The following is a 23,001-nucleotide window of genomic DNA, read 5'->3' as shown; positions in this document are numbered from 1 at the left end:
TGGGTGGGCGTCTTCCGCGGCGCGAGCTTCGTCCTGCACGGCAGGCGCCTGTCTTCAGCGGGGCCGCTTGCTCTCCTGGAACGTCACCTCCAGCGGCACTTCCTTCCCGTCGCGGATGACCACGGCCCGCACCGTCTCGCCGGGCTTGGAGGTGTTGAGCACGAACATCAGGTCCTCCACGCCGCCAATCACGCTCTTGCCGAGCCGCACGAGGATGTCGCCGCGCTTCATGCCCGCCTGGTCCGCCGCGCCCCCGGCGCGCACGCCCGCGAGCAACATGCCCTTCCGGCCGTCTGACGGGCCCGCGTAGTCCGGCACGGTGCCGAGCGAGGCGTTGAAGCTGCGCATGTCCCCGCGCGGCGCGGGCGACGGCACCTTCCGGTAGGTGAGCGCCGTCTTCCCGTCCAGCGACAGCGCCACGGTGGAGACGATGCGCGCCACCCGCTCCGTGCCCGCGACGTTGAGGGTGTCCACCGTGTCGGACGGCTTGTGATAGTCCGAGTGCGCCCCCGTGAAGAAGTGCAGCACCGGGACGCCGGCCGCGTAGAACGGCGAGTGGTCGCTGGGGCCGTAGCCGTCGCCGCTGGGCGTGCAGGACACGCGGGCCTGCTCGCAGGCGGCGGAGATGAGCGGGCCCCACTCCCCGGCGGACTCGGCGCCCAGCACCGTCAGCCCACCCGCGCGCAGCCGGCCCACCATGTCCAGGTTGAGCATGGCCGCGATGTCCTTCATCCCCGCGTCACCGCGCTGCCGCGTGAAGTACGTGGACCCGAGCACGCCCGTCTCCTCGCCGGAGAACGCCACGAAGAGCACGTCGCGCGGGAGCTTCGCGCGCTGCTCCGCGAGGGTGCGCGCGATTTCGAGCAGGCCCGCGACGCCGGAGGCGTTGTCGTCCGCGCCACCGTGCGGCTCGTGCCGGTCCGGCGTGAGCGAGAAGCGCCCGCCTAGGCCCAGGTGGTCATAGTGCGCGCCAATCACGATAGCGCCGGGCAGCTTCCCCTCCCCCGCCGCGAGCAGGCCCACCACGTTGAAGGCGTCACGCTTCTCGAAGTCGAGCCGCGTCTCGACGCGGGCCTCGACACGCTTGCCCCGCGTCAGCGCGTCCATCAGCGGCGCCAGGGCCGCGCGCTTCACCACCACCACGGGGATGCCGGCGTCGCCGTGGCCCTCGGGCGACAGGCCGGGCAGCGACGCCTCCGGCGGCAACTGCCAGTCCTTCTGGGGCGGCGTGGGGGCCTCCGGCCAGTCGACGACGAGGAGCGCCTTCGCTCCCCGCTGCGCGGCCACCCACGCCTTGTAGCGGAGGTCCCCGAAGCGCCGCTGCTTGTCGGTGTCGGAGAACGCGGCCGTGTCCGGCACGAAGCGCCGCACCACCACGAGCTTCCCCTTCACCGACTGCTTCGCGTAGTCGTCCACCTTCAGCGAGGGCTCGACGATGCCGTAGCCGGCGAACACCAGCGGCCCCTGCGCCAGACCCTGCGAGGAGAACCCGAGCACCGTGAACGCGTCCGCCGGCACCACCGTCCCGCCGAGCGTCACCTGCGTGCCCGCGCCCGGCTTCACCGCCGTCGTCACCGGGAACACCTGGCGGAACGTGCCGCCGTCCCCCGCGGGCGAGAGGCCCAGCGACTGGAAGCGCTGCTCGAGGTGCTGGCCCGCCGCCTCCAGGCCCGTGGTGCCGATGCCACGCCCCTCGCGCTCCGGGGCCGCGAGGAAGGTGACGTCCTGCTTGATGCGGTCGGTGGCCGTGGCCTCGGTGACGGGCTTCGCGTCGTCCACCCAGCGCGAGAGGAAGAGGTTGGTGTCGTTCTTCCCGGGCGCGGTGGCGCGGTTGCTGGAGAACGCCAGCCACTTCCCGTCGGGGGAGAACATGGGGAAGCCGTCGAAGCCCGGGGCGTGGGTGATGCGCTCCAGGTTGGAGCCGTCGACGTCCACCGCCCAGATGTCGAACTCGCGGCCCTTCGGGTCGCCGTAGTTGGACGAGAAGAGGATGCGCCTGCCGTTGGGGTGGAAGAAGGGCGCGAAGGAGGCGGCGTTGAGCCACGTAATCTGCTTCGCCTCCGAGCCGTCCGCGTTGGCCACGTACAGCTCCAGCTTCGTGGGCCGCACGAGCCCCCGGGCCAGCAGGCCCTGGTAGTCCTCCAGCTCCTTGCCCGGGCGCGGGCGCGAGGCGCGCCAGACAATCTTCGAGCAGTCCGCGTTGAAGAACGCGCCGCCGTCATAGCCGGGCGAGCTCGTGAGCCGCCGGACGTTCTTCCCGTCCCGGTCCATGCGGTACAGCTCCAGGTCTCCATCCCGCACGGAGGTGAAGACGATGGAGCCGTCCTTCGCGCAGACGGTGCCCTCCGCGTCGTAGCCCGGCGTCTCCGTCAGCCGCGCCAGCTCGCCCGTGCCGTCCGCGTGCGTCTTGAAGATGTCGTAGGTGTCGTAGAGCGCCCAGACGTAGCCCATGGAGTGGTCCGGGCGCGGCGGGCACGCCTCGCCGCCCAGGTGCGTGGAGGCGTAGATGACCTCCTGGTCTCCCGGCAGGAAGTGCGCGCACGTCGTCGCGCCCTTCCCGCTCGACACCGGCGTCACCGTGGGCTTCGCGCCCGCCGGGTCCAGGGCCATGCGGTAGATGCGGTCACACCCCATTCCCTCGTGCCGGGCCTGGAGGGACAGCTGCTTCCCGTCGAAGGACCAGTAGGCCTCCGCGTTCTCTCCTCCGTCGGTGAGCTGCCGCAGGTCGGCCAGCCGCACCTCCTGGGGAAGCGGCGACGAGGTGGCCACGGGCTCCGCGGTGGGCGCGGGGCTCGGTGGCGTGGCGCAGGCGACGAGGACGAGACAGGGCAGGAGGCAACGCTTCATGAGGGAAACCATCGCAAAGCCTCCCGCATAGCTCAATCATTTGCCTGAGCAACTCGATTGCATTCCCGTGGAGTCACCCGCCTTCCACGTCGAGCAGCGCCGCGAGGAACAGGGAGTAGGTCAGCTCCGCGACGGGCCGCTTCTCGCGGCGGGCCTGGGTCCGCAAGGCCTTGGGCAGTGAGCACGGCTTGCCACGCTCACCGTCGCGGAGCTGCACATAGCCCCGCTCGGAGTACCCGAGCACCTGCCAGCCCCGCTGGCGGAGCGCCTGGCTCAGGTCGTCGGTGAGCTGGTGATGCAAGGCCTTCGCCGTCGGGTGCAGGCCGAAGATATCGTTGGACCACCGCCCCTTCTCCTCCTCGCGCCAGCCGCGCGCGCGCAGGTAGTGGGCCTTCCGGGCGAGCGAGAGCCCTCCGACATGGCGCTCCAGCTTCACGGAGTGGCGCGGATGAGCGGACCGTCGAAGCTCTGCCCGTCGCACTCGACATAGGCGTGGTCACCGGAGATGGTCACCGACACCCTGATGCGCCGTGTGTCGAACTGGGAGAGGTCTCTCAGCAGGTCCGCATCCACCGCGACGAGCTCCGCCTTGGACACGCGTGCCGCCTTCGCCTCGCGGGCCTCGGCGAGGAAGGCCTCCATCCGCTGGACGGACTCGAACACCACGGCGACCTTCGCGTGCGGGTTCTGGTCCACGGCGCGCTGGACCTTCACCGGGTCCGCCTTGCCCACGCGCACCCAGCGGGTGACGAGGCCCGTGTAGTCGCGGCACTCGAGGTCCGGCGCGTCGGGCTCGGCCAGGCCCTTGCCGAAGGCCAGCCGCTCCTCCCACAGCCAGCAGAACGCGAGCACCCGCAGCCACGCACGCTGCATCGTCTCCGACGGGTGGCGCGCGAGCTTGATGACCAGCGTGGGCTGGTCAATCGAGCGGTCGACGTGGCTCAGGGACACCTGGAAGTCGTACAGCGTCGGAACGAGGGTCATCAGGGCGTGCGGTATAGCCCATCCCCCTGGTTGTCGGCTCGCGGCGGCCTGGACGAGACTGCCGGCCGTCCACACCCTGGAGGCCGCATGGGAATCGCCGAGCGCAAGGCCGCGAAGCAGTTCGAGGAGACGCACTACCCGAAGCTGAAGAAGGACATCGACGCCGCCGCCCGCTTCGAGGTGCCGGTGGAGGTCGACTGGACGAGCCTCGCCGTGGACGGCTACGAGCACCTCTACGAGGAAACGTGGCCCAAGGTCTACTTCACCCCGCTCATCGGCGCGCTGCGCGCCGTCAGCCAGGATGACCTCGGGCGTGAGTCGCTCCAGGGCTCGCTCGAGCGCGTCGTCATCCGCAACAGCGCCGGCAACTCCTCCGCGTCCAGCGTGGCCACCTTCCGCGACGGCGTGCTCACCCTGGACCACGAGCCCGCCACCAACGTGGACGAGGTGGAGGACCGGCAGCAGGCCATCCAGAAGGCGCTGGAGGCCGCGCCCGAGCCGCCCCACATCTACAGCGTGACTGACCCGCTGCGCGCGTTCCTCGACTGGGACGCGAAGGGCCTGGACGCGACGCTGCACGCGCTGCTCCGCATCGCCGCGCGCCAGCAGGCCGGCATTCCCCTCATGCTGCCGCGCGTCGGCCTCTCCCTGCGCAGCGGGCGCACCGCGAGCGGCTTCGTGCGGGAGATGCTGGAGGACCGCCGCGAGGGCCGCGCCGTGCTCCTCTACGTGCCCTCCGAGAGCGGCATGCCCTACGACGAGGCCGTCCTCATCCCCGTGGGCACCATCGAGGCCATCTCCATCCTCGACATCGCCGCCTTCGGCGCGCTCAGGCGCGACTCGGTGCCCGTCCCCTCGCTGCTCCAGCTGCGCCGCCAGCTCGCCGCCGTGGAGGCCCGCGTGCGCGGCGCCACCGAGACGTCCGTCACCCTGGGCCTCGCGCCCGGCGTCGACTCCAGCAGCGCGGAGGAGCTGCGGGCGCTCGGCTTCCTCGCGGAGCGCGCCCGCGAGGTGCTGGAGGCGCTGGTGAAGGACGACATCGGCCGCTCCACCCTGCGCGACAAGGTGAAGCGCATCCACCTGCGCACCGACAAGCACGCCTCCGTGGCGCTCACCGACGGGACGCTGGAGCTCGTCACGGGCCGCCGCCCCGTGGACTGGCACACCCGCCCGGAGCTGGAGAAGGCCGTCGAGGCCGCCCTCTAGGCAGCCAGCCAGGCCCCGCGTCCGAGCCGCTGTCGCCAGCTCCGCCCCGGGCGGCTCGGATGAAACATGGCCACGGATTTCCTTGTAGATGTGGGAATCCCCTATGCTTCTCCAGGTTGTCCGGGAGGTGCGCCGGGCACCCTCCCGGAGAAGGCGCATGAGGCACAGCGTGAGCGAGAGTGACTCCCCATCGGACCGCCGCCGCTTTCCCCGGCTCGCGGCGCCGCTGTATGCACGCCCGGCACGGCTGCGGCGGGTGGACTGGCAGCAGGTGCTGGACGCCAGCCTCGGCGGGGTGCGCATCTACTCCGACGAAGAGTTCAGCGAGAAAATCCCCCTGGAGCTGGACCTGTTCCTCAAGGACGGCACGTCACTGAGCTGCGTGGCGCGCGTGGCATGGACGAAGAAGCTCCCCGCCAACGCGGTGGCCCGCTTCGAGGTGGGCCTCGCCTTCACCGAAGCGTCGCCCGCCATGCTGGACCAGCTCAAGACGGTGCTCGTCCCCGAGGACGAGGGCAGCCCGGACTCGCCGTAGCCGCCCCCGCCGGGGTACGTCTGACTAGCGCCCCAGCCCCTGCGCGACGCGCTTGCCGTAGTCGGCGTCGCACCAGGTGAGGTGGTGCACCATCCGGTCCTGGATGTCCCGGTCGCACTGCTTCAGCGCGCCCACCAGGTTCTGGATGAGCCCGTCCCGCTCCCAGTCCTGGAAGGCGCGGTAGCGCTGGGTGTCCGAATACGAGAACGTGCAGCCCTGCAGCACGCCGTCCTCCATGATTTGCACCTGCAATTCCCACTCGGGGAAGTCGCCGCGGGCGATGGCGTCGAACAAGTCACCGGTGGCGTGGTTGAAGTCCTTCGCCTGGATGGCCTGGGCCCGCTCCTGGGTAAGGTTGCGCTCTCCGCCCTTGGGGATGGAGTTGATAGCCTGGGACTATGAACCTCGCCCCCCATCCCTTCACCCTGCGTCAGCTCCAGTACGTGGTCGCGGTGGCGGATTCACTGAGCTTCCGGAAGGCGGCGGAACGGTGCCATGTGTCCCAGCCGTCGCTGAGCGCGCAGATTTCCCAGCTCGAGGGCGTGTTGGGGGTGCAACTGTTCGAGAGAGACCAGCGGCGCGTGTTGTTGACCGCCGTGGGGGCGGAACTGGTCGAACGTGCGAGGCGCCTGCTCCTGGACGTGGAGGCCCTCACCGAGGCGGCGCGGCGGGCGGGCGACCCGCTCAGCGGCACCCTGCGACTGGGCGTCATCCCCACCGTGTCGCCCTACCTGCTACCGGCGGTGACGCCCGCGCTGCGCAAGCACTTCCCCCGGCTCACCGTGCGCTGGCTGGAGGACAAGACGGAGGCGCTGACGCGGGAGCTGGAGCGGGGCGGGCTGGATGCGGCGCTCGTCGCGCTGGAGGCGGACCTGGGCGACGTGGAGTCGGCGGTGCTCGCGGACGACCCGTTCTTCCTGGTGACGCCGAAGGACCACCCGCTCGGACAGAAGAAGGGCGAGGCCACGCCCGCGGAGCTGCGCGGGCAGGACGTGTTGCTCCTGGACGAGGGGCACTGCTTCCGGGAGCAGGCGCTCGCCCTGTGCTCCAAGGCACGCGCGCATGAGCTGGAGTTCCGCGCCACCAGCCTGCCCACGCTCACGCAGATGATTGCCTCGGGCGCGGGCGTCACGCTGCTGCCGTCGCTCGCGGTGGCCACCGAGGTGAAGCGCTCGGAGCTGCGGGTGCGCCCCTTCGCGGCCCCGGCCCCCAAGCGGACGCTCGCCCTCATCTGGAGGAAGCGCTCGCCCTTCACGGGCGCGCTGCGCGAGGTGGCCGGGGCCATGAAGGACGCCTGGCCCCGGAAGTAGCGCGCCCGGCCTTCAGCCCAGCAGACGGTTGAGGCTCAAGTCCAGCCGGCTGCGCACGAGGCCCAGCAGGCTCTCCAGCTCCGAGCCCTCCAGCCGCATCCGCGCCGCCAGCTCCGCGCGGGTGAGCTTCAGGAGCCGCTCGCGGGCGTGCGCCACCTGGCGCTGCATGCCGGAGCGCGACTCACCGTACAGCGCGGCCAGCCGGTCCATGGTGAAGCCGTGGAGGTGGTGCAGCCGCAGGAGCGCGCGCTCGCGCTCGGGGAGGGCCGCGAGCACCTTGCGGAGCACGTCGACGAGCAGCTCGCGCGAGTCCCTGCGCACCAGCTCGTGCTCCGGGTCTCCGGTGGAGAGCATCCGCGCGAAGGCTTCCGGGGGCTCGTCGAAGAGCTCCTGGCGCCCGTCCCGGTGCGCCAGCTCGCCGGCGATGCGCGCGGCGGTGATGCGCACCCAGGCCAGCAGCGGGCCCCGGCCGGAGTAGTCCGCGACTTTCGGCGGCGCGTCGCCCCGGCCCATCAGCAGCCGCGAGCGAAGCACCTGGAGCACCTCGTCCACGGTGGCGTGCGGCAGTCCGCCCAGCTTCGGCGGCACCTTCTGGAGGATGTGCTGGTCGAAGGCGCGCAGGGCCTGCGGGTTGCCCTCGGCGCAGGCGCACGCGAGGTACAGGTCCGCGCCGTGGAGCTGGCGCAGCACGTCCGCCGTCGCTTCGGCCGGCACGTGCCGGGCCACGTGGCGCAGGAAGGTCTCCACCGGGAGCGCCACCGTGGGCCAGGCGCTCCGTGCCGCGGCGAGGTGCTCCGCCAGCAGGGCGTCCAGCCCGTCCACCGCCGCCACCTGCGCGCGGCACTCCAGCGGGACGTATGCGCGGAGCAATTCGGAGAGGGCGCCGGGTTCCGGGGTGTCACTCATTGCAAACCCTCCCGTCGCTGCCAGGCCACGACCTGGTCCAGCTCCCACCGGGCACGGCCGCCGATGTGCTCGAACCGGGCCCGTGCCTCTTTCACCATGGTGGCCGCGCGGGCCCTGTCCGGTGGCTTCAGCGCCACGAGCACCCGGGCCAGCACGAAGGCGCCCCACGCCGCGTCCATCTGCTCGCTGGAGGAGCTGTCCAGGCGGGCCCGGGAGCGCTCGACGATGGGCAGCGCCTTGGCCGGCTCGCCCAGCAGGAGCCGGGCCTCCGCGATGCAGTTGTCGGCGATGGCGACGTCCATGGAGTCCTCCCCCTGGACCTTCGCATCCAGCTCCCGCACGCGCTGGCAGAGCGTGAGCGCCTCCCGGCCCTCGCCAGCCGCCAGCGCCACGTCGGCCAGACGTGTGAGCGCCATGGCGACGTCGGGGCTGTCCGGCCCGTGCACCTTCTCCAGGATGGCCCGCGCATGCCGCGCGTCGCGCCGCGCCTCCGCGAAGCGACCCAGCCGGATGAAGAGGTGCGCGCGGTAGAGCAGCGTCGAGACGCTGCGCCGCGAGTCCGGCCCCAGCGAGCGCTGGAAACGGTCCAGCGAGTCCTGCACCAGGCGGAGGGCCTCCTCGCTCTCGCCCGCGTCACCGGCCAACTGCCCCAGGTTCGCCAGCGCCAGGGCCGTGGAGGGGTGGTCCGGCCCGTGGACACGCTCGAAGATGGCACGCACCCGCGAATGGTAGCCCCGGGCCTCGGCAACCTTTCCCTGGGCGCGCAGCTTCATGCCGAGATTGCCCAGCAGCATCGCGAGGGTGGCGCTCTCCTTCAATTCGGTCCGCTCGACGATGGCGATGGCCCGGCGCAGCGTGGCAATGGCCTCTTCCGGGCGGCCCAGCTCGTCGTACGCCAGGGCCAGGCCGTTGAGGGCGATGTTGAGGTCGGGGTGCTCCAGGCCCAACAGCCGCTCCTGGAGCTCGAGGGCCTGCTGGTGGAAGCGCAGGGCCTCCTCGAACCGCCGCTGGCGGAAGCGGGCCCGGCCGAGGACGTTGAGGAAGTCGGCGGTGCGCAGGCTCTCCGCACCATGGGCCCGGCGCGCCAGCTCGAGGCCCCGGGAGGCCTCGGCGTCCGCCTCGTCGTACTTCCCCTGCGTCAGCAGGACCTTGCTCGTCCAGAAGTGGAGGTCCGCGGTGATGACCGGGAAGCGCTCGCGGCCCAGCCGCTCCACGGCGGCCTGAGCGTGTCGGGTGATGCGCTCCGCGTCCGCCGGGCGGGAGAGCAGGTCGCCCACCACCCACAGGAGGAGGTTCCACGCGCGGGCCAGCGTCTCGTCGTCGCGTCCGGCCTCGGCGGCCCAGACGGCCTTGTAGAGGAGGTCCTCGCCCTCCTTCGGCCGGTCATCCAGGGCGGTGAGGTAGCCGTGCGTGAGGAGCACCTCGGCCTCCAGCGGCTTGTAGTCCAGCCCCTGGAGGTCCTCGAGGAGGACCGAGGTCAGCCGGAGCCCCTCCTCGTACCGGCCCGCGGCACGGTGGGCCTCGGCATCCGCCAGCTTGCGCCGGGCCGCGTCCACGCGGGGCAGCAGTGCATCCGGCGGCTGTGGGCGGGTGGAGAGCTCCGGCGCGTCGAGGCACCCCTGCAGTCCCTCGAGCGACGCCGTCAGCTGCTGCGCGTTGCGCACCGTCTGTGCGTCCGCCTTGCGCAGCACGTCGGTGACGGCGGCGAGCCGCCAGAGCCGGGCGTCGAGGCAGGCGGCCGTCTGCCACGCGGTGCTCTCGGGCTGCTCATGGGCCAGGACACAGGACTCGGCGCGCAGCGTGCGCCACTGGGCGGCGTGCGCGTCCAGCACCGTGGCCACCTTCTCCCAGGCGACGGCCGCGTACGGCGTGCCCGTGGCGAGGAAGGCCGCGCGCCCCTGCTCGCGCTGCGCGGGTCCCCAGGCGCCGGTGAGCTTCTGCGTCTCCTGCGCACAGCGCGCCTCGGTCCGGTGCGCCAGCGGCCAGGCCACCGCGGCGCCCAGCAGGCTGGCGACCACCGTCATCGCCGCCACCCGGGTCCACACGCGCCGGGGCGGAGGCGAGAGCGCCGCCAGCAGCGGCTCCATGGACGGGTAGCGTTCCTCGGGACGGGGCAAGAGGCCGCGCAGCACCGCGCGCCGCGCCCAGGCGGGCACCTTCGCGCCCGGGGCCGCGGGGCGCACCCGGCCCTCCAGCGCGGCGCGGGCCACCTCCTCCAGGCTGCCGCCCTCGAAGGGGCGCACGCCGTAGAGGGCCTCATGCAGGGCCACGCAGAAGCTGAACTGGTCCGACAGCGCGTCCGCACGTCGCCCGCCGAGCAGCTCCGGAGCCATGTACGCGGGCGTGCCCAGCAGCACGCCCGTCCGCGTGAGCGGGCTGGCCGTGGACGCGGCCGGGCCGGGCCCCGCGCCAGGGACGGAGCCCTGCCCCCGGTTGAGGGGGCGCGCCATGCCGAAGTCCGTCACCCGCGCGCGTCCGTCCCGTCCGACGAGGACGTTGGCGGGCTTGAAGTCGCGGTGCACCAGGCCCGCCGCGTGCGCCGCCGCGAGCCCACGTCCGGCCTCGGTGAAGACGCGCAGCACCTCCTGCCAGGAGCGCGGCTGCTTCAGCCACTCCGCCAGCGTGACGCCGTCCACCAGCTCCATGGCCAGGAAGACGCAGCCGTCATGGGTGCCCACGTCGAATACGGAGACGACGTTGGCGTGGGAGAGGCGGGCCAGCGACTGGGCCTCCAGCACCAGCCGCAGCCGCAATTCCTCCACCTGTCGGCCCTCGGGGCGCAGCACCTTGAGCGCCACCTGGCGGTCCAGCTCCGGGTCATAGGCCGCGTACACCACGCCCATGGCCCCGGCGCCGATGCGCTCCAGCACCACATAGCGAGACAGCGTGGCGCCGCGCTCCAGCGGCGCGGCGGACACGCTCGGGTCCGCCTTCGAGGAGACGGAGTCATCCCCCGCCGCGGCCAGCACGCGCTGACAGTCGGTACAGCCCTCGACGTGCGCCAGGACTCCGGACTTCTGCTCGGCAGGCAGCAACCCCGCCAGCAGGTCGCTCAAGGTCGTCTCGGCCGGGCACATCGTCATACTGTGGCAAGCGTACCAGCATTCCAGAAGGGCCCCGCCCGACGGTTGCGCGGCGAGCGACAGCTGGAGTGAGCGGAGATTTTTGCGACCCCGGTGGACCGTGTCGGAGCCTGATTGAGGACGCGGGATGCTCCCGCCGACGGGCGCCGCGGCGGAAGGAACGTTCCTTCCGCGAGACGGCTCGCGCCTGGGCCTCTCATTCCTGCGGTTTCGCCATCCTTCCCAGAAGCGTGAGCTCGCAGTCTCGTACGGAGAGAGTCCGCGGGCGATTGCACTCGCCTCGGTGAGGCACCTGCCGCAGGCTCGCGTCCATGAATGCCCACGTGCCCACGGAGGCGCCTTCTCGCACAGGACGCGCCGGCTTCGCGCGGCTCGCCTTCGAGCGCGTGGGACAGCGCACCGTGGTGCGCACCGCGCTCGCGCACAGTCCGCTGCGGCTGCTCACCCCGCGCAACCACGGCCACGCTGCGTGGGCGTACACCTCCTCGCTGGGCGGCGGGCTGGTGGATGGGGACCATGTCTCGCTGGAGGTGGACGTGGCACCGGGCGCCTCCGCATTCGTGTCCACCCAGGGTGCCAACCGCGTCTACCGCTCTCCCCAGGGCTGCCGCAGCGAGCTCACCGCCCGCGTGGAGCAAGGCGCGCTGCTCGCCGTGGTGCCGGACCCCACCGTGTGCTTCACCGGCGCGCGGTATGCGCAGACGTTCGACCTGCACCTGCACTCCAGCGCCTCGCTCGTCTTCGTGGACCTCGTCACCTCCGGTCGCGATGCCAGCGGCGAGCGCTGGGCCTTCACGCACTACACGTCCACGCTGCGCGTCACCGTGGACGGCCGTACCCGGGTGGACGAGCGCTGGCTGCTCGACCCGGCACACGGGCCCCTGCCCGAGCGCCTGGGCCGCTTCAACGCGCTGGCCTCCGTGCTGCTGCTGGGCCCGGCGCTGGCCTCCGCACGAGAAGCCCTCTCCGCCCAGCTCGCCGCGCTGCCCGTGTCCTCCCGCGCGGCGCTGACTCCCTCCGTCAGTCCGCTCGGCACGGACGGACTGCTGCTGCGCGCCGCCGCCTCTTCCGTGGAGGAATTGCTGCGCGCCACCCGAGCCTGGCTGTCCTTCCTGCCGCCCCTGCTGGGCGACGACCCGTGGGCGCGGCGGGTGTAAGGCGCCAGACGCGGCGCGGCAGGGAACTTTTATCCCCTCTCCACGACAATGCGGGGCCTGCCCCCACGACAAGGTGTGGGCCGGAATAGAGGGGGAAGTACAAATGCGAAGTATCCGTGGGATGTGGCTGGGACTCGTGTGCCTGGCGATGGGGTGCGAGCCCACGCAGGGGGAATCACAGGCGCCGCTGGAATCAACGCCTCAGGCCCGCGCGGAGCGGCTGGCCGTGGAGCGCGGCTTCGACCTGCGCGAGGCGACGCTGGTGGAGAAGCCCGGCGAGAGGGGGCTGCGCCATCAACTGCAGCTGCGGGGCGTGCCCGTCTGGGGCCTGGAGGCGAAGACGTCGCAGGGTCAGACGCACTTCACCAACGTCCGGCTGGCGCCCGGCGTGCGCGCCGAGACGACGCCCCGGGTGTCGCAGGAGCAGGCGGTACAGGCCGTCCTGGAGCGGCTGGCGGACGCGTCCGCGCAACTGACCAGCGCCCAGCTCGTGCTGATGCCCCAGGAGGAGCGCCGCCGCAGGGCGGATGCACCGCCCGCGGCCGTCGCGCTCCCCAATGCCGCGCACTACGAGCGGGTGGTGACGGGCTTCACGCTCGTCTACCGGCTGGGGCTGTCCACGAATGACGCCGAGGCCCAGGGCGAGATGCCGTGGACCGCCGAGGTGGACGCCCTGTCCGGACAGGTGCTGAAGCTGGCCCCGCTCCGGTTCGAGGCGGGCGATTTCCGCACCGTCAAGGGGTACGGCCTCCACTCCGGGACCCACTCGTTCCTCACCTACTACGACTCGGACGAGCAGTTGTACGAGCTCCGGGATACGCACGGGAACATCTTCAAGAGCGACTCGGCCGACTCCGACATCTACTTCAGTGACACCCCGAGTTTCGGCGACGGGAAGGTGTTCACCACCAGCAACGAACCGGACAGCGTGAACGGGGAGACCGCGGGGGTGGACGCGTTCTACGCCGTGAACATGACGTGGACCTTCTTCAACACCATCCTCAAGCGCGACGGGCCCAACGGGCGCGGCAGGCCCGTGCCCGTCCGGCTCCACCACCAGAGCGCCAACGCGTACTACTCCCCCAGCGCCACCAAGCCGCAGCTCCTGGTGGGCTACACCTGGCTCAGCACCTTCCCCCCGAAGTCGTACCGCGTCCCCCTGACGGCGACCGACATCATCGCCCACGAGCTCGGGCATGACTTCTTCTGGTCGGAGCTCTCGTCGGACGGGATGGCCTCGGACATCAGCTTTACCGAGCTGAACGGCATCAGCGAGGGCACGGGGGACATCGTCGGCTTCCTCACCGAGCTCACCCGGGATGCCATCCGGGGCGGAGGCCAGCCTGGCGACATCGACCGGATGGTGCCCCAGACCTCCAACTACACCCTCGGAGAGCAGGTCGGGACAGTCTCCCGCAACCTCCTCACCCCCTACTACAAAGAGTGGTTCGATGACATCGGCAGGAAGGACGAGCACGAGTCGTCCGGCCCCCTCTCCCTGATGTTCCTGCGGCTCGCGTACGGCTGTCAGCCCATGCCCTCCTCGGGAAGCGGGACGGAGAAGAACTGCCCGCGGATTCCCGAGGGCTTCGCCGGCATCGGCCCCATCCGCGCGGCGCGCATCTGGGCGGGGACGCTGGCGGCCATGCCCATGGGCGCGGACTACCTCCAGGCCCGGGAGCTGGCTCTGGAGGTGGCGCGCCAGAACGACAGCGTGTCCGGAGAGCAGCAGCGCAAGGCGGTGGCCTACGCCTTCGCGGCCATCGCCGTGGGCGGCCGGCCCGACGTGGACCCGCCGAAGACGACGCTGTCCTGCCAGCAGGTGGCCCTCGACATCCAGTGCACCGGCAGTGTCACCGACACCGGGCAGCTTCCCGGCGAGCCCCTGCGGCCCGCCCAGCTGCGCGTGCTGGGCACCTCGCTGAAGAACGGGCTGCTGGACTGGCAGTTCACGCAGACGTTCCCCGGCACGTCGCTCTCCACCGCGAGCTACGTCATCGAGCTGAAGGCCTGGGACGGCTGGAACAACGAGACCCTCCGGACCGTCACCGTCGCCTTCGACAAGTCGGGGCCCCAGGCCACGCTGTCACGCACCGGCCCGCCCAAGCAGCCCGTGCTCAGCGTGACGGCCAGCGATCCGTCAGGGCTCTTCAAGGCCGAGTTCCTCGAGGGCACCCAGCTCTTGAAGACGCTGCTCAACCCGCCGTATGCCGAGGTCTTCGACACCTCGACGTGGACGGACGGCACCCACGCCATGGCCGTCAAGGTCTACGACACGTTCGGCAACGTCACCGTCCTCAACCACGCGCTGCTCGTGGACAACACCCGGCCGGTGGTGACGATGACCGTGGGCGGCGGCACCACCCCGCCCTTCCCCGTCAGCGCCACCGCGACGGATGCCTCCCAGTTGGTCCGCGCGGACTTCAAGGTGGACGGGCTCGTCTTCGCCACCCGCACCACGGGCTCTCCCTACTCGGCGACGTACTCGCCGGTGGACCCGCTGCCCCGCAACCTCACCGTGGAGGTGACGGACGCCTTCGGGAACAAGGGCACCGCCACCGTGGCCGCGCCGCTCGACAAGGCGCCGCCCACCGTGACGTTCAGCGCCCAGCAGAACTACACCGGCACCATGACGCTCACCGTGGGCACGTCCGATACCTGCGGCGTCCAGTACCCGTATGCCCTGTACGTGGACGGCATCCTCGTGGGCCAGCCCACCACGCCCGGCTACGTCGTGGTCATGGACAGCGCAGCGGTGTCCGTCGGGGTGCACGCCTTCCAGGCCCTGGTCCGGGACAACTGCGGCAATCTGGCCCAGTTCAATACGACCTTCAGCAAGGTCTACACGCCCCCCGCCATCTCCTCCATCGCCCGCGACGACACCCAGCCGAAGAAGCCGAAGTTCACCGTGCAGTGCTCCGACTCCGACGGCATCCACCACGTGGAGATGCGGGAGAACGGCGTGGTCCTGGGTTCGGACAGCACGCCGCCCTATGAGTTCGTGGTGGACACCACCACGCGGGCGGACAGGGATTACTCGGTGCTGTTCCAGTGCTTCGACGTCTACGGGGCCTGGAGCCCGACGGAGTCCCGGACGGTGACCGCCGACAACACCGCGCCCGTCATCCAGGGCTTCACCATGTACGGCTCCGGCCACTCGTACCAGGTCGCTGTCTCCACCATCAGCGACCCTCGGGGGATAAAGACTGTCGTCCTCCGGGGCGGGCTCGGCATAGACCCCACGTTCCGGACCACGTTGACGCAGCCCCCCTGGTTCTACAACGTCTTCTTCAACACGAGCCTGGACCTGAACACGAGCTACGCGGTCTGGGTCGATGCCACGGACAAGTGGGGCAACATGCGGACCGACATGTACTTCTGTCCCCTGAACACGGACACCACCCAGAATGCGTACCTGCCCTGCACGCTCTTTGGCTCCCAGACCCAGAGCTCCCAGCTCCAGGCCTATGTGCCCCTGAGCTGGGGCGGGTGAGGCGCCGGACCCGCACACCGGCCCCTGGCGTGACACGGCGCCAGGGGCCAGCGTGGCGTCAGCCGTTCGTCTCGTATTCGGCCGTAGCGTAGAGAATCGGTGACACGGTGTTGGTCCAGGTGTCGACGACCTGGACCCGCTGGGTGGTCGAGCCCCAGTGGATGTCACGGATGCAGATGGAGCCCTCCTGCACGGTGTAGGACGTGCTGTCGCAGGTCCCATCCAGCCAGATGACATTGTAGCGGCCGCTGCTCTGGTCGAGCCCGAGCACGCCGAAGACGGCCGTGCCCGACCAGGGGCCCATGCCCCAACAGTAGCCGGGGTTGAGGTAGTCGAACGCGGAGGTGTCGACGTAGCAGGCGGCTTCCTCAGCGAATGCGGCGGGCGCGGACAGCACGGCGGCGACAGCAGCGACTCCGGCAAGCGAAGACTTCATGGCACCTCTCCGGTGAAGGGGCCATGGAAATAACAATCAGATGTTTCACTGCCAAGTCTGTCATTGGGAATTTATACGTGAACAAATGAATCAGGGTTGAGTATCTCTCCCTGCCGTACAAATCCGGCATGAGTGCCTGGTAGCGACAGGTGCGAACGTGGAGCCTTCGTCCTTTCCTCACCTGCGATGGGAGCTCCCGGGCGCCCTGCGCACCTCCAGCTGCTTGCGGGTCTTCACAATCTCGGCGGCGAGGACGCGCTCCTTCGGCAGCGCCGTCTGGTACTCAGCTGCAAGCACCTTGTTCGGCAGTCCCTCAAGCGCGTACTTCGCCACCGCGGTGTCCTTCTGGGCGCAGAGGATGAGGCCGATGGGAGGATTCTCTCCAGGCAGCGTCCAGTGTTCGCGCGCGTAGTTGAGATACAGGTGCATCTGCCCGGCATCCGCGTGGGTGAATTTCCCCAGCTTCAAATCGATGATGACGAGGCAGCGCAGCCGGCGGTGGAAGAAGAGCAGGTCAATCCGGTACCACTCGTCCCCCACCCGCAGGCGCCGCTGCCGCCCCACGAAGGTGAAGTCGCCGCCAAGCTCCAGAAGGAACTCCTCCAACTTCTCGATGAGCGCCGCCTCCAGCTCGCTCTCGGAGTACTCGTCCTTCAGGTCGAGGAACTCCAGGACGTACGGGTCCTTCACCTCCTCTTCGAGCGACACCGCGTCCTCGGGTCGGGTCACCGCCCCTCGGGTGAGCATCGCCGCCTTGTTCCGAGATAGAGCGGTACGCTCATAGAACTGGCTTCCAATCTGCCGGTCCAACTGCCGGACGGACCAGCCGCCCCGCAGCGCCTCTGTCTCGTAGAAGCTCCGAGCTTCCAGGCTGCGCACCGACAGAAGCCGGACGTAGTGGGACCAGGGGAGTGGAAAGGTGGCGTCCCCGACAGCCTTCTCGATGGGAGATAGTGCAGACGCCGTCTGCACTTTTCTGCGGGACCGCGAGGACGGAACTCCCGATGACGCCAGCTGCGGAATCTCGCGGAAGGCCAGGTAGAACGCCCGCATCTGGAAGAGGTTGCGGCGCCCGAAGCCCCGGCCGAACCGGGCCGTGAGGTCCCGGGCGAGCCGGTCCATCAACTCCTCGCCGTAGCCCGCACGCGCCGCACCGTGTTGCTCCTGTTCCACGATTCGGCGCCCCAGCGCCCAATAGGTGGCCGTCATGACAGCGTTGACCGAGCGAGCGGAGGCATGGCGCGCGGCTTCGACTAGGCGCACGGCATCAGCCAGGACGGAGTCGTAATTGAGATTCAAGAGTGCGCCTGTCGTCCGCTTGCGAGTCACAAGAACAGGGTGGCCCGAGCGAAGTGCCCAGGCAAGACGGATGCTGCATCCTTCGACGCGGCGACATCCCACGCCAGGGAGCAGGCCCTTCCCGAATGTCGGCCAGCAACGGGCGCCGAAACTGAACGCAGGCTCACCTTGGAAGTGGCTGACGCACCGCACTAACCTGCGGGCGTGCACCTCTCCCCCCGAGACGTCGACAAGCTGCTGCTGCACCAGGCCGGCTTCCTCGCGCAGAAGCGCCTCGCGCGAGGCGTCCGGCTCAACTACCCGGAGGCCGTGGCGCTCATCGCCACCCAGTTGCTGGAGTTCATCCGTGACGGCCGGGGTGTGGCCGAGCTGATGGACCTGGGCCGCCGCCTCCTCGGCCGCGCGCAGGTGATGGAGGGCGTGCCCGAGTTGCTGGTGGAGGTGCAGGTGGAGGGCACCTTCCCGGACGGCTCCAAGCTGGTGACGGTGCACCACCCCGTCGTCGCCGAGCATGGGGACCTGGAGCTGGCCCTCTACGGCAGCTTCCTGCCGGTGCCCCCGCGCGAGCGCTTCAGCGTGCCCGCACCCACGCAGGAGGGCCCACCCGGCGAGGTCCGCGTGCTCCCCGGCGAGCTGGTCCTCAACGAAGGACGCGACGCCATTTCCCTGCGCGTCACCCACAAGGGAGACCGCCCCATCCAGGTGGGCAGCCACTACCCCTTCTTCGAGACGAACCGCGCCCTCGTCTTCGACCGGGCGAAGGCCTACGGCCGGCGCCTGGACATCCCCGCGGGCACGGCGGTGCGCTTCGAGCCGGGGGAAACGAAGACGGTGCCGCTCGTCTCCATCGCCGGGGACGCGGTGGTGCGCGGCGGCAACGCGCTGGGCAGCGGGAAGGTGTCCCCCGAGGGCCTCGAGCGCGCCATGGACGCAGTGCGCGCACAGGGCTTCGGTCACCAGGAGGAGGGCTCATGAGCCGGAAGATGGACCGCCGCCACTACGCGGACATGTTCGGCCCCACCACGGGAGACCGGGTGCGGCTGGGTGACACGGGGCTGTGGGCCGAGGTGGAGCGCGACGCCACCGTCTACGGCGACGAGTGCAAGTTCGGCGGCGGCAAGGTGCTGCGCGAGGGCATGGGCCAGCAGGCCGGCGTCGGTGACGACAAGGCGCTCGACTGCGTCATCACCAACGCGCTCATCCTCGACTGGACGGGCATCTACAAGGCGGACATCGGAATCAAGCACGGCCGCATCGCCGGCATCGGCAAGGCGGGCAACCCGGACGTCATGGCCGGCGTCACCCCGGGCATGGTGGTGGGCGTCACCACCGAGGCCATCGCCGGCGAAGGGCTCATCGTCACCGCGGGCGGGCTGGACACGCACATCCACTTCATCTGCCCGCAGCAGGCCGACGAGGCGCTGGCCAGCGGAGTCACGACGTGGGTGGGCGGCGGCACCGGCCCGGCCACGGGCACCAAGGCCACCACCTGCACGCCGGGCGCGTGGAACCTCCAGCGGATGCTCCAGGCCACGGACACCATTCCGCTCAACATCGGCCTCACCGGCAAGGGCAACACGTCCCTGCCACACGGGCTGGTAGACCAGATTCGCGCGGGCGCCATCGGCCTGAAGCTGCACGAGGACTGGGGCACCACGCCGGCCGCCATCGACACCTGCCTCTCCGTGGCGGAGGACGAGGACGTCCAGGTGACCATCCACACGGACACACTCAACGAGTCCGGCTACGTGGACGACTCGCTGGCGGCGTTCAAGGGCCGCACCATCCACACCTACCACTCCGAGGGCGCCGGCGGCGGGCACGCCCCGGACATCATCCGCGTGTGCGGCGCGCCCAACGTGCTGCCCAGCTCCACCAACCCCACGCGCCCGTACACGGTGAACACGCTGGATGAGCACCTGGACATGCTCATGGTGTGTCACCACCTGGACCGCGAGATTCCCGAGGACGTCGCCTTCGCGGAGAGCCGCATCCGCGGGGAGACCATCGCCGCGGAGGACATCCTCCATGACCTGGGCGCCATCAGCATGATGTCGTCCGACAGCCAGGCCATGGGGCGCGTGGGCGAGGTCATCTGCCGCACCTGGCAGACGGCCCACAAGATGCGCGAGCAGCGCGGCCGCCTGCGCGACGAGCGCGGCGACAACGACAACCTCCGCATCCGCCGCTACGTCGCGAAGTACACCATCAACCCCGCCATCGCCCACGGGCTGGCGCACGAGGTGGGCTCCGTCGAGGTGGGGAAGCTGGCGGACCTGGTGCTGTGGCGGCCGGCCTTCTTCGGCCTCAAGCCCGAGCTGGTGCTCAAGGGCGGCTTCATCGCCTGGGGACAGATGGGCGACGCCAACGCGTCCATCCCCACCCCACAGCCGTACCTCATGCGGCCCATGTTCGGCGCGCGCGGCCGGGCGCTCGGAGCCACGAGCCTCGCCTTCGTCTCCGCCCGTGCGCTGGCGGAAGGGACGACGCGCGAGCTGGGGCTCACCAAGCGGCTGTCCGCGGTGAGCCGCTGCCGGGGCCTGGGCAAGCGGGACATGAAGCTCAACGACGCCCTGCCCGTCCTCACCGTGGACCCGGAGACCTACGAGGTGCGCGCCGATGGCGAGCTGCTGCGCTGCGAGCCCGCCCGCGTCCTTCCCCTGGCCCAGCTCTACTCACTGTTCTGAGATGCGCGGCCAGTCTCGCGGCGTGGCGGCTCACGGTTCCGGCGAGGCAACGAGCGGTGGTGCAGCATGGAGGGTGTCGCAGCGGTCGACTCGCCGTTCTGGGGAAGCAGCGGGTGGAGGCGCAGCATGGAGGTTGTTGCAGCGGTCGACTCGCCGTTCCGAGGAAGCAGCGGGCGGTGGCGCATCATCGAGGGTGTCGCAGCGGGTCTACTCGCCGTTCCGAGGAAGCAACGAGCGGTGGCGCATCATCGAAGGTGTCGCAGCGGGTCTACTCGACGTTCTAACGGAGCAACGGTTCATGGGCGCGTCGTGGAGGGTGTTGCAGCTGGCGGACTCGGGCTTTCCCACCGGGGGCTTCGCGCACTCGGCGGGGCTGGAGGCCGCCGTGCAGCAGGGCGAGGTGCGCGGAGCCCCGGAGCTGCGGCGCTTCGTGCGCGAGCTGCTCTGGCAGGCGGGCCATGGCGGGCTTCCGCTGCTCTCCGCGGCGCACCGCGAGCCCTCCACCCTGCCCGCGCTGGACGCGCGCACGGACACCTTCCTCACCAGCCACGTGGCCAACCGCGCCAGCCGCACGCAGGGCCGGGCCCTGCTGGACACCTGCGCGCGCATCTTCCCCGGCCCGGTGGCACCGCTGCGCGAGGCCGCCCGCGCGGACAAGCTGTGCTTCCACCATGCGCCCCTCTTCGGCGCGGTGCTGCGCGCGCTGGACGTGGAGCTGCCGGACGCACAGGCGCTCTACCTGTCCCTGACGCTGCGGGGCGCGCTGTCAGCGGCGGTGCGGCTGGGCATCGTCGGCACGCACGAGTCGCACCAAATCCAGCACCAGGCCACGCCGCTGCTGGACGCCGTCCTGGAGCAGTGCGCCGGGCTGGGTGTGGACGCCCTGGCGCAGCCCTCTCCCCTGTTGGACCTGCTCGGGTCCACGCACGACCGGCTCTATTCGAGGCTCTTCCTGTCCTGAGGTGAAGCGCACATGCACGACGACCACCGCGGCCACGGCCACGACGACGACCATGACCACGAGCACGAGGAGTGGGACCACCCGGGCCACTTCGACGAGCGTGAGGCGCCGAAGAAGCGCGACTACCAGGCGCGCGCCTTCACCATCGGCATCGGCGGGCCGGTGGGCAGCGGGAAGACGGCGCTGGTGCTGGCCCTGTGCCGCAAGCTGCGCGAGCGCGTCCGCCTGGGCGTCGTCACCAACGACATCTTCACCAAGGAGGACGCCGAGTTCCTCGTCCGCAACCAGGCCCTGCCTCCCGAGCGAATCAAGGCGGTGGAGACGGGCGGCTGCCCCCACGCGGCCATCCGCGAGGACATCAGCCATAACCTGATGGCGCTGGAGCAGCTCATGGAGGAGCTGTCACCGGAGCTGCTCATCGTGGAGAGCGGCGGCGACAACCTCGCGGCGCAGTACAGCCGGGAGCTGGCGGACTACACCGTCTACGTCATCGACGTGGCCGGCGGGGACAAGGTGCCGCGCAAGGGCGGCCCCGGCATCACCCAGTCCGATTTGCTGGTCATCAACAAGACGGACCTGGCGCCGCACGTGGGCGCGGACCTGGGCGTCATGGAGCGCGACGCGAAGAAGATGCGCGGCAGCGGGCCCTTCGTCTTCACCCAGGTGACGAAGGGCGTGGGCCTGGACGAGGTGGTGGAGCACCTCCTCGGCGCGTGGCGCCAGCGCACCGCCGCCTAGCGCTGGCGGATGGCGCGGATGCCCACGTCGATGGGCGCATCCGGCGTGGACGCCTTGATGCGCTCGCACATCGCCCCGGTGAACAGGACGCCTTCGTCCGTCAGCTCCCAGGTGTCCGCGCCCGGGGGGGTGCTCGCGCCTTCCACGTAGACGACGATGAGCTTGGGGTCCGACGGGAGCTGCGAGGGGTCCAGCTCGACGAGGCAGGGTTGCTGGTTGACGACCTCCTTGCTGATGGCCTCCAGCACCTGGGCCAGCTCGGTCTGGTTGCCCGCCTGGTAGAAGGGGCGCTGGCACAGGCGCGTCACCGGGTCACACGGGTCATTCGCGCCGCAGGACGTCTGGCCCTCCGCACAGGTGCGGGCGAAGCCACCGGCACGGGCCATGGCGTCCAGCACTGCGGGGCCGTTGCCCTCCGCCGTCTCCGTGCCGAAGCCGATGACGATGGTGGTGATCTGCTTCACGGCCAGCTCCTGCACCGCCTCCACCGAGGCTTCCATGTCCAGGCAGCCCAGCTTCTCCGCCGCGCCCACACAGGTCGAGGCCGTGCACCGGCAGCGCGGATCACCGCCCGAGTAGATATTGTCCTCGTTGCAGTTGGGCAGGCCGTCCGTGAGCAGCACGACGAACTGCTTGCGCTCCACGTCCTGGAGCCCGGCCAGGCCCTTCACGAAGCGCAGGCTCAGGCTCGTCGGCGTGCCGCCCAGGGGACGTCCCTCTCCCGCGTTGGGGATGCCCTGGATGATGTCGTTGATTTGATTGGCGTTCGCCAGCAGCGAGGCATCGTCCTCCGCCGTCGGCAGGGCCTTGCGCACGGTGGTCTCCGAAGCGGTCCGGCAGGACGCGAGGATGCCGGTTTCTCCGCGCGGGTCGGGATAGGTCGTCAGGCCGAAGCGGACGAAGGCCCCCGTGTCGGCGAGGAACTTCGGCACCGCGGCCTGCAGCTCCGTCCAGCGCGTGGGGCAGATGGCCGGGTTGCAGGCATCCTCGTCCCCGCAGACCTTGCCGCCATCCGACCCGGGCACGAGGCAGTCGGGGTCCGACGTGTCCACCGGGTCCGTCATCGAAGCGGAGGTGTCCACCAGCAGCATGACGTTGGGCTTGAGCCTGCGCCCGACGAGCGGCTCCTCGTAGGTCGTCTGCGCGATGGCGAGGGGCTCCACCGGCTCGAAGTCATAGGTCTGGCAGGCTCCCGCGATGGCGCTCATGCAGGCGCCGAAAGCGAGAGCACTCAGCAGGGTGGGCCGGGTGCGCATGGACGAGGGACTCCTTGCAGTTCAGGGGCGCGGGCAGCGTAGCGCGCCATTCTCTCGCATGGACAAGGACTCTGCATGCCGCGCGGCGGTCACCACCGAATTG

General features: G+C 70.6%; 18 protein-coding genes. 9 read left to right on the top strand and 9 right to left on the bottom strand.

All coding sequences use genetic code 11. The features are described from left to right. Positions 1-54 precede the first annotated feature (54 nt). The 3 genes from ACX9TP_RS05545 to ACX9TP_RS05535 all read right to left on the bottom strand — a co-directional run bounded on the left by ACX9TP_RS05545 (position 55) and on the right by ACX9TP_RS05535 (position 3,831). Positions 55-2,847 (bottom strand): M20/M25/M40 family metallo-hydrolase, encoded by a 2,793-nt coding sequence (locus tag ACX9TP_RS05545; RefSeq protein ID WP_482978667.1) that lies wholly within the window; start codon positions 2,845-2,847, stop codon positions 55-57. A 73-nt stretch (positions 2,848-2,920) separates the two neighbouring features. Continuing rightward, positions 2,921-3,283, bottom strand: a complete 363-nt coding sequence (locus ACX9TP_RS05540) for a hypothetical protein (protein ID WP_163989898.1) — start codon at positions 3,281-3,283, stop codon at positions 2,921-2,923. After that, on the bottom strand, positions 3,280-3,831 hold the full coding sequence (locus ACX9TP_RS05535) for a YaeQ family protein (RefSeq protein WP_482978666.1): 552 nt from the start codon (positions 3,829-3,831) through the stop codon (positions 3,280-3,282). The genes ACX9TP_RS05540 and ACX9TP_RS05535 overlap by 4 nt, the downstream gene beginning before the upstream one ends. Positions 3,832-3,918: 87 nt before the next feature. Between ACX9TP_RS05535 and ACX9TP_RS05530 the strand changes: the two genes are divergently transcribed. Together ACX9TP_RS05530 and ACX9TP_RS05525 are read left to right on the top strand one after the other, a co-directional pair. Continuing rightward, positions 3,919-5,037 carry a hypothetical protein gene (locus ACX9TP_RS05530; protein WP_482978665.1) on the top strand — a complete coding sequence of 373 codons (1,119 nt, stop codon included), beginning with the start codon at positions 3,919-3,921 and terminating at the stop codon, positions 5,035-5,037. Positions 5,038-5,206: 169 nt separating this feature from the next. Further along, positions 5,207-5,572: a PilZ domain-containing protein gene (locus tag ACX9TP_RS05525; protein WP_482978664.1), complete on the top strand. Its 366-nt coding sequence runs from the start codon at positions 5,207-5,209 to the stop codon at positions 5,570-5,572. A 24-nt stretch (positions 5,573-5,596) separates the two neighbouring features. On the opposite strand, the gene ACX9TP_RS05520 is transcribed toward ACX9TP_RS05525, so the two are convergent. Next, a complete protein-coding gene (locus ACX9TP_RS05520) occupies positions 5,597-5,902 on the bottom strand; it encodes a catalase-related domain-containing protein (protein WP_482982366.1) in 306 nt (101 codons plus the stop codon). 68 nt (positions 5,903-5,970) lie between these two features. Here ACX9TP_RS05520 and ACX9TP_RS05515 point away from each other — a divergent pair, with 68 nt between their 5' ends. Next, positions 5,971-6,882, top strand: coding sequence for a LysR substrate-binding domain-containing protein (locus ACX9TP_RS05515; protein ID WP_482978663.1), 912 nt, complete (start codon positions 5,971-5,973; stop codon positions 6,880-6,882). A gap of 12 nt (positions 6,883-6,894) precedes the next feature. Here ACX9TP_RS05515 and ACX9TP_RS05510 read toward each other — a convergent pair whose 3' ends face one another. Together ACX9TP_RS05510 and ACX9TP_RS05505 are read right to left on the bottom strand one after the other, a co-directional pair. Further along, entirely contained in the window at positions 6,895-7,788 is an 894-nt protein-coding gene (locus tag ACX9TP_RS05510; protein ID WP_482978662.1) for a sigma factor-like helix-turn-helix DNA-binding protein, read from the bottom strand. Continuing rightward, the gene (locus ACX9TP_RS05505; protein WP_482978661.1) at positions 7,785-10,844 is read right to left on the bottom strand and encodes a serine/threonine-protein kinase; all 3,060 of its coding nucleotides are present in this window, start codon (positions 10,842-10,844) and stop codon (positions 7,785-7,787) included. The genes ACX9TP_RS05510 and ACX9TP_RS05505 overlap by 4 nt, the downstream gene beginning before the upstream one ends. A 338-nt stretch (positions 10,845-11,182) precedes the next feature. Between ACX9TP_RS05505 and ACX9TP_RS05500 the strand changes: the two genes are divergently transcribed. Next, positions 11,183-12,028, top strand: coding sequence for an urease accessory protein UreD (locus ACX9TP_RS05500; RefSeq protein WP_482978660.1), 846 nt, complete (start codon positions 11,183-11,185; stop codon positions 12,026-12,028). Positions 12,029-12,131: 103 nt separating this feature from the next. After that, positions 12,132-15,521, top strand: a complete 3,390-nt coding sequence (locus ACX9TP_RS05495) for an Ig-like domain-containing protein (RefSeq protein ID WP_482978659.1) — start codon at positions 12,132-12,134, stop codon at positions 15,519-15,521. 58 nt (positions 15,522-15,579) lie between these two features. Here ACX9TP_RS05495 and ACX9TP_RS05490 read toward each other — a convergent pair whose 3' ends face one another. Beyond that, entirely contained in the window at positions 15,580-15,957 is a 378-nt protein-coding gene (locus ACX9TP_RS05490; RefSeq protein WP_482978658.1) for a hypothetical protein, read from the bottom strand. 177 nt (positions 15,958-16,134) lie between these two features. Beyond that, positions 16,135-17,166 carry a PDDEXK nuclease domain-containing protein gene (locus tag ACX9TP_RS05485; RefSeq protein ID WP_482978657.1) on the bottom strand — a complete coding sequence of 344 codons (1,032 nt, stop codon included), beginning with the start codon at positions 17,164-17,166 and terminating at the stop codon, positions 16,135-16,137. 294 nt (positions 17,167-17,460) lie between these two features. On the opposite strand from ACX9TP_RS05485, the gene ureA reads away from it, so the two are divergent. From ureA to ureG, 4 genes are all read left to right on the top strand, one after another. Beyond that, positions 17,461-18,231, top strand: coding sequence for an urease subunit gamma (gene ureA, locus ACX9TP_RS05480; RefSeq protein ID WP_482978656.1), 771 nt, complete (start codon positions 17,461-17,463; stop codon positions 18,229-18,231). Next, positions 18,228-19,943: an urease subunit alpha gene (gene ureC, locus ACX9TP_RS05475; RefSeq protein ID WP_482978655.1), complete on the top strand. Its 1,716-nt coding sequence runs from the start codon at positions 18,228-18,230 to the stop codon at positions 19,941-19,943. The genes ureA and ureC overlap by 4 nt, the downstream gene beginning before the upstream one ends. A 298-nt stretch (positions 19,944-20,241) precedes the next feature. Continuing rightward, entirely contained in the window at positions 20,242-20,904 is a 663-nt protein-coding gene (locus tag ACX9TP_RS05470) for an urease accessory protein UreF (RefSeq protein WP_482978654.1), read from the top strand. Between the two features lie 12 nt (positions 20,905-20,916). Next, positions 20,917-21,642: an urease accessory protein UreG gene (gene ureG, locus ACX9TP_RS05465; protein WP_482978653.1), complete on the top strand. Its 726-nt coding sequence runs from the start codon at positions 20,917-20,919 to the stop codon at positions 21,640-21,642. Here the strand turns inward: ureG and cglB are convergent. Beyond that, positions 21,639-22,898 (bottom strand): adventurous gliding motility lipoprotein CglB, encoded by a 1,260-nt coding sequence (cglB, locus tag ACX9TP_RS05460; protein ID WP_482978652.1) that lies wholly within the window; start codon positions 22,896-22,898, stop codon positions 21,639-21,641. The two genes, ureG and cglB, sit on opposite strands and share 4 nt — an antisense overlap. Between the last annotated feature and the right edge of the window lie 103 nt (positions 22,899-23,001).

The organism is Pyxidicoccus sp. M15, assembly GCF_056858435.1.
Note: the sequence above shows the minus strand (reverse complement) of the source record. Positions and strands in the feature narration are given on the sequence as shown.